The 7508-nt window shown below is 37.8% G+C and carries 5 protein-coding genes; 3 read left to right on the top strand and 2 right to left on the bottom strand.

Translation table 11 applies throughout. The features are described 5' to 3' along the window. Positions 1 to 370 precede the first annotated feature (370 nt). Positions 371 to 928, bottom strand: coding sequence for a GerMN domain-containing protein (locus tag AB1414_12015; protein MEW6608148.1), 558 nt, complete (start codon positions 926 to 928; stop codon positions 371 to 373). Next, positions 925 to 2217: an N-acetylmuramoyl-L-alanine amidase gene (locus AB1414_12010; protein MEW6608147.1), complete on the bottom strand. Its 1293-nt coding sequence runs from the start codon at positions 2215 to 2217 to the stop codon at positions 925 to 927. The genes AB1414_12015 and AB1414_12010 overlap by 4 nt, the downstream gene beginning before the upstream one ends. A gap of 403 nt (positions 2218 to 2620) precedes the next feature. Between AB1414_12010 and AB1414_12005 the strand changes: the two genes are divergently transcribed. From AB1414_12005 to carB, 3 genes are all read left to right on the top strand, one after another. Continuing rightward, positions 2621 to 2905 (top strand): hypothetical protein, encoded by a 285-nt coding sequence (locus AB1414_12005; GenBank protein MEW6608146.1) that lies wholly within the window; start codon positions 2621 to 2623, stop codon positions 2903 to 2905. Then, positions 2874 to 3449 carry a nucleotidyltransferase gene (locus AB1414_12000; protein MEW6608145.1) on the top strand — a complete coding sequence of 192 codons (576 nt, stop codon included), beginning with the start codon at positions 2874 to 2876 and terminating at the stop codon, positions 3447 to 3449. Before AB1414_12005 ends, AB1414_12000 begins: the two co-directional genes overlap by 32 nt. A gap of 190 nt (positions 3450 to 3639) precedes the next feature. Continuing rightward, positions 3640 to 6846: a carbamoyl-phosphate synthase large subunit gene (gene carB, locus AB1414_11995; protein ID MEW6608144.1), complete on the top strand. Its 3207-nt coding sequence runs from the start codon at positions 3640 to 3642 to the stop codon at positions 6844 to 6846. The last annotated feature ends 662 nt before the right edge of the window (positions 6847 to 7508 follow it).

The following is a 7508-nucleotide window of genomic DNA, read 5'->3' as shown; positions in this document are numbered from 1 at the left end:
TTGATTGTGGGAAACAACAAATTTCCATAAATTTCTATTAGTTTCTACTAATTTCAATTTTTTTAATAATATCCCCTTATCTCCTTTATCTCCATATCTCCTTTTCTTACACCACCTGAACGCTTACTATTTATCCCGTTTTCACGAAACCCGTATCTATAGCTCAAGAATAACAACTAATGTGAGGTATGAAAATCAGACCTGCCACACATTCCCTTTATATGACCATTAGTTATGTTACCATAGACTTTCAAACATGTTTGTGTCATAAATTATCTACGATGAGGATTAAAATATCAAAGGCAGGTAAACATTCCAATTGTGTATGAGGAATTAATCTTTGAGGAAGGATTACGAGTTAACGTTTTTATCACTCTTTCTTTTTATGTTGATAAATAAGCGAGAGATTTTGTTTAAAGGGCATAGTGGTATCAATATGCCCGGCAATTGTTTCAACTTCCTTCCCCTCGACTAAAATTTGAACATATTTGATTTTAGGAAAGTTAATCGTAAGGGTATTAACGATAGAGAATATCGTCTGGATTTCACCACAACTCCCACCAGGGTGTTTTGTGGTTAACTCGGCTGAAAAATCTACATAAGCCGTATCTTCATGGAAATAGACTGCTCGGACTTGTGTTTCTTCAGGTAAGGTGGGAAATAAATCCTTTGATTCTGGTCCTTTTATGAGTTCCTTGAGAATTTCTTTAGCCTGTGAAAGCGGGTCGGCTAATCTGGGTATTCGATGTTCTTCTAAAACAAGGGATTTAGCATCTTTAGAGGAAAAGTATAATTTTACTTTTATCTCTTTAGGCTTGAAGAATGGGATTTGAAACTTAATATCTTCTCTTTGTGTGAAGAAAAATATTATCAATCCTAATAAAATAAGGGGAATAATAATTAAAAGAGAAAGTTTTTTAATCTTCATTTGTTATTCACCTCTAATTTCTTCTCATATAAATCTTTGTATTGAACAATCGCCTCACAAATAGCCTGTGACATTTCATTTTTAAAACTTTCACTCGTTAATCTTTGAGATTCATAAGGATTGGAAATAAAGCCTGTTTCGATAAGAACTGCGGGCATCATTGCATCTTTAATAACCCAGAAAAAGGCACTTTTAATACCACGGTCATCAAGATGTAATTTTTTACAAACGATATTTTGTATTATTCCTGCTAATTCAATACTTTCATCTATAAACTCTTGTTGAGCCAGGCCACCGAGGATAATTTGTGTCAAATCAGTTTCATTTGGGTGTGTTTCTTCTTTTTCAAGCTCAACAACCTTATTTTCTATCGCGGCTATTGCCCTTGCCCTTTCATCAGAAACCGAGGCATTTGGTGAGAGGTAATAAACTTCAAATCCACTTGCCCCTTTTGAATAAGCGGCATTAGCGTGAATACTAATAAATAAATCTGCCTTTTTATAATTTGCAAATCCTGTCCGTTCTCTTAATGGAACAAAATAATCTGCATCCCGGGTGAGGAATATTTTTACATCCGGAAGGTTATCTTTAAGTAATTGGGCTAGTCTTTTTCCTATGTCTAAAACAACATCTTTTTCTAATGCATTTGGTCCAACTGCACCCGGGTCATGCCCTCCATGTCCTGGGTCAATAACAATCGTTTTTATTTTAAATCCTTCGCTTGTGATGGTGGGAGTTAAAGGTGGTGTTTTCGTTCCAATTTGTTGTTCTCTTTTAGGTTCTTCAACCCCAGTTGAAGAAAGTGGGAAATATTCAGCAATGGTAGGTTGATTAGTTAAAGAAACAGGTGGGGTAAAAATTTTATTATCAATGGTTAATTTTTTGTTCTTCTTATCCCAGCTAACGATGACATCAAACGCCTGTGGAAACCTATCTTTGACAAATTTTACCGGAATAAATACCCTTCCTGTAATTATCTCCGCCGGCATATCCATTAGCACCGTTTGGTCATTTATCTGGACTAAGGCACTACCTATATTGAAGGTGATAGAATCTACCCCTTTAGTTAAAGTAATCTTTTTGGCAATAGGATTCCATTGACTTAAGGTTTTAAATACATTCGCTATGTCAGATAAAGAAACAAGTTCTTCTTCATTTTTGACCAGAAATTCTAAAGAAATCCGACGCTCATGGATATTATCTACGACAGTAATGACTGATGCCGCATTAACCTCTAAAGGGAAAATACTTAAAATACTGAAAAATATCAGGTAAATCCATAACCCCATTGATATTTTCCTCCCATGTTAATTTTAACTGGTGATTATTATATCATAATATTTGTTATTTGTCAAATTATTTCGATTGTAAAGTAGTAATTCTCATTATAGCAGAACTTGTGTAAAAAAGTGAAGAGGTGCAAGGGAGGTTATTTTCTACCTTGAACCTTGCTCCTTATTCCTTTGGCTAATCTTTAAAACTTGTGGGACAGGATAAGTTAAATATATCACAAAATTTACCAGTTTGGGACAAAATTTCGTTGACATTTACCTTACCATCATATATACTTAATGATGGCAGAACGGGGTCAGGGGTCAGACCACAAAGGAAACCTATATTGGAGTAACAGCACTTGTGCTGTTATGACGCCACAAGTGGCATCAATCCGCTATCATTAAAGGTCGTAAAATTATGAGTCTTGATAAAACTATTTGGAAGGAAGCTATTAGTCAATATAAAGTCTGGAATGAAGCCAAATTTACTGAACAGGTGTTGACTGCTGGCAAAAAAACATTGTCTGATAAATGGCGAGAATATGAAGAGTTAATGTCTCTATGCTGGAAACTTAAACCAAACCCAGGATTAACCCAGCAACAGCGTGCTATGGAAGAATGGGAAACTTATTATGCCTCTATCCGTCGATTCGAGGAAAAAAGAAAAAGATATGGAAAGGCAACTTCTACCAGTATTACATAAAGCTATCACTTTGTTAGAAGAATACGGTTACCGTTATGCTGTGATTGGAGGTCTTGCTGTTTCTAAATGGGGGTGGACCAGAGCTACTTATGATGTGGATATTAAGGTCTTAGTGACGGATACTGATTATTCATCTGTTCGTGCGATCATTCGTTCTGCTTTTTCAGAGCGTGCCCGTCCACATATTCTGGAAAATCCATTGATTGTGGATACGAAAATAGATGAAGTTATTGTTGATTTTTTGCTGGCAGTACCAGGTTATGAGGAAAATATTATCACTCGTGCCATATCTTGCGACATAAATGAGTTAAAGGTTTGGATTTGTTCACCAGAAGATTTGATTATTCAAAAAGCTGTCGCCAGCCGACCACAAGATTGGCAAGATATTGAAGGAATACTCACCGAACAATATGAACATCTCAATATGGATTACATAAATGATTGGCTTAAGGAATTTGCAGAGGTTTTAGAACGGCCAGAGATGTTGAATCAATATCAACATATACAGGAAGTTATATTAAATGTAAGGGGAGAGAAGGAATAATTTTGATGCGAAAATTATTGCTAAGTATTTTGTAACTATTCAGCCACTGATTAACACGGATTAGCACGGATAAAAAATAAAATCAGTGTTTCATCTGTGTTCATCTGTGGCTGAATAGTTACCAATAAATTTTAATTTTTTTCTCTGCGTCTCTGTGTTCTGCGGTGAACAGTTACAAAAAGGAAATATTATGCCAAAACGAACAGATATACATAAGATATTAATTATTGGTTCAGGACCGATTATTATTTCACAAGCCTGTGAATTTGACTACTCCGGGACACAGGCCTGTAAGGCTTTAAGAGAGGAAGGCTACAAGGTCATTCTGGTCAATTCAAATCCTGCGACCATTATGACTGACCCGCAAATGGCTGACCAAACCTATATTGAGCCTATTACGCCGGAGGTTGTGGGTAAAATCATAGAGATTGAGCGACCTGATGCCATTTTACCAACACTTGGTGGTCAGACAGGACTTAATGTCGCGGTTAAGGTATGCGAGATGGGAATCCTTAAAAAATTCAAGGTAGAGATGATTGGTGCGAATTACCAGGCGATTAAAAAGGCTGAAGATAGAAGTCAATTCAAACAGGCGATGTTAAAAATTGGTCTTGCGGTGCCCAGAAGTGGGTTAGCCTACAATCTGAATGAGGCTAAAAACATCGCCCAGGAAATTGGTTTCCCAATAATTATCCGACCAAGCTTTACTTTAGGTGGGACAGGTGGAGGAATTGCCTACAACATTGAAGAGTTTGAAAAGATAGCCTCAACCGGTCTGGAGGCAAGTATGATTTCAGAGATATTGATTGAAGAATCTGTTCTTGGCTGGAAGGAATATGAGTTAGAGGTGATGCGTGATATCAAAGATAATGTGGTGATTATCTGTTCTATCGAGAATTTTGACCCAATGGGTGTTCATACAGGTGATTCAATCACAGTTGCCCCGGCTCAAACTCTCTCAGATAAAGAATATCAATTGATGCGGGATGCGGCTATTGCTATCATCCGTGAAATTGGCGTAGAGACTGGTGGGTCAAATATTCAATTTGCAGTGAATCCTGATAATGGTAAAATGATGGTGATTGAAATAAATCCCCGTGTTTCAAGGAGTTCTGCATTAGCCTCAAAAGCCACCGGCTTTCCTATTGCTAAGATGGCGGCTAAATTAGCCGTTGGCTATACCTTAGATGAAATCCCAAATGACATTACCAAAAAAACACCAGCCTCTTTTGAACCGACTATTGACTATTGCGTGGTCAAAATCCCAAGATTTACCTTTGAAAAATTCCCTCAGGCAGAGGATGTTTTAACCACTTCGATGAAATCTGTTGGTGAGGCAATGGCTATCGGACGGACATTTAAAGAGGCACTTCAAAAAGGACTGCGGTCTCTGGAAATAGGTAAATTTGGTCTTGGTGCTGATGGCAAAGATAAACCTCAAGATTTAGCAGAAATTAAGAAAAACCTCATTGTCCCGAATTCAAAAAGGCTATTTTACATTAGATATGCCCTGCAACACAGGATGACTGTGGATGAAATCTATGAATTGAGTAAGATAGATAAATGGTTTTTGGAAAATATCAAGCAGATTGTAGAGATGGAGGGAGAGATTCAAAATTCAAAATTCAAAATTCAAAACATTAAAAAAGCAAAGCAATATGGCTTTTCGGATAAACAGTTAGCATATCTTTTAGATTCAGATGAGGAATCTATTCGGCAGATACGAATGAAAAATGATATAAAAGCTACATTCAAATTAGTTGATACCTGTGCGGCTGAATTTGAGGCTTACACACCCTATTATTACTCTACCTACGAAACCGAAAATGAAATCCGTCTATCTATCAAAGAAAAGGTGATGATACTTGGTGGTGGTCCCAATCGCATTGGACAGGGAATTGAGTTTGATTATTGTTGTTGTCAGGCCTCCTTTGCCTTAAAAGAAGAAGGTTATGAAAGTATTATGGTCAATTGTAATCCTGAAACCGTCTCAACCGACTACGATACCTCAGATAAACTTTACTTTGAGCCAATGACGATTGAGGATATTTTAAATATCGTTGAAATGGAAAAACCAAAAGGCGTCATCATTCAACTGGGTGGACAGACACCATTAAATTTAGCCATTCCTTTAGAGAAAGCAGGGGTAAAGATTTTAGGGACTTCAACGGATGCGGTTGACCGTGCAGAAGACCGGGGTAGATTCAAGATGCTTCTTGAAAAATTGAATCTTAAACAAACACCAAATGGCATTGCCTTTTCACCAGAAGTGGCAAAGAAAATCGCCGAAGAGATAGGTTATCCGGTGCTTGTTCGTCCTTCTTATGTGCTGGGTGGTCGAGCAATGGAGATTGTCTATGATGAGGCAGAACTAAAAAAATACATCCAGTCTGCGGCTGAAATTTCACCTGAACATCCAATTTTAGTTGATAAATTCCTTGAAGATGCCATTGAGGTTGATGTCGATGCCATTGCAGATGGAGAAACAGTGGTTATTGCGGGGATTATGGAACACATTGAACATGCAGGCATACACTCAGGGGACTCGGCCTGTGTCCTTCCACCTCATACCCTGCCAAAACCAATTATTGCTGAACTTAAAAAACAAACCTATGCCATGGCAAAAGAACTTGAAATAATCGGATTGATTAACATTCAATATGCTATTCGAGAAGGTGAAATATATGTTTTAGAGGTTAATCCGAGGGCATCCCGAACAATACCTTTTGTCTCAAAGGCGATAGGTGTCTCTTTAGCTAATTTGGCAACTAAAGTTATAGTTGGAAAAACACTTAAAGAACTTGGATTCACTCAAGAAGTCCTACCGAAACATGTGGCAGTTAAAGAAGTGGTCTTCCCATTTGTTCGGTTTCCTGGCACAGATACCATTTTGGGTCCAGAGATGAAATCCACTGGTGAAGTAATGGGCATCGACACAGATTTTGGCCTGGCATTTGCCAAATCGCAAATAGCCGCAAATCAACTCTTGCCTCAAAAAGGAAATATCTTTGTCTCGGTCAAGGATAAGGATAAACCAGTAATCCTGCCTGCGATTAAGAAGCTGGTAGAGTTAGGATTTAACTTAATTGCCACTGAAGGAACACATAACTTCTTTATGCAACATAACTTGCAGATGACTAAAATCGCAAAGGTAGGAGAAGGCAGACCTGATGTGATTGATTTAATGAAAAATCAAGAGGTGCAACTTCTGATAAATACGCCAAGTGGTAAAAAGCCGCGACAGGATGAGATGAAAATGCGCACCAATGCCTATCTTCACAATATTCCAATTATTACTACGGCTCAAGGTGTTTTAGCCGCCGCTGATGGCATTTGTGCACTTATACAGGGTGAATTTGGAGTAAAACCTATTCAGGAATATCACGGCCAGATATAAATAAAGTCGTAACCGTTCACCCTCACCACGGAGACACAGAGACACTGAGAAAAATCGTCAATTATCGTAACCGTTCAGGGCTATACATTAGAAGTGTAAACAAGGAGAAATGGGGAAAAGGGAGAATTGGAGAAATGGCTCAAACTTTTTCTTGCTCCACCCTTCGGACATCAATCCTGGTGTGGTGTTGAGTAAGTTTTGCACGGGGTATCATCAGATTTCATAACCTGCAAACGGATAATTGGTAACTGGTAACTGGTTAAATAGTTTCGTCCTGAGCTCAGCCAAACGGTATTTAATTACCAGTTACCAATCACCAGTTACCAGAATCGAATTCCGTGCGTTATTTGTTCAACACGACACTAACTTTTGATGGACATTAATACAGGCATTAATAATCCTATCAGTTAACTCTTCTTTTCTCCACTTCTCCATCTTCTCCCTTTCTCCTTATTTTTATCCTACCTGAACCCTTACCAATTATCTCTATCGAGTGGGGACAAACTCATAAGAGGCGATTAAAGCAATTTCTTTCCCCTTTGCCATTTCCTGACTTGCTAAATCTATTAAATAGCCAAAGAGAAAATAGAATTGTGGTTTTGGGAAGAGAGGTTGAAGTAATTGTTTTTCTTTATCAAAACTTAAAAGATGCTTTTTGTTTA

This window comes from bacterium, from assembly GCA_040755795.1.
Lineage (GTDB): Bacteria > UBA9089 > CG2-30-40-21 > CG2-30-40-21 > SBAY01 > JBFLXS01.
This window is presented reverse-complemented; position numbering and strand designations above follow the sequence as displayed.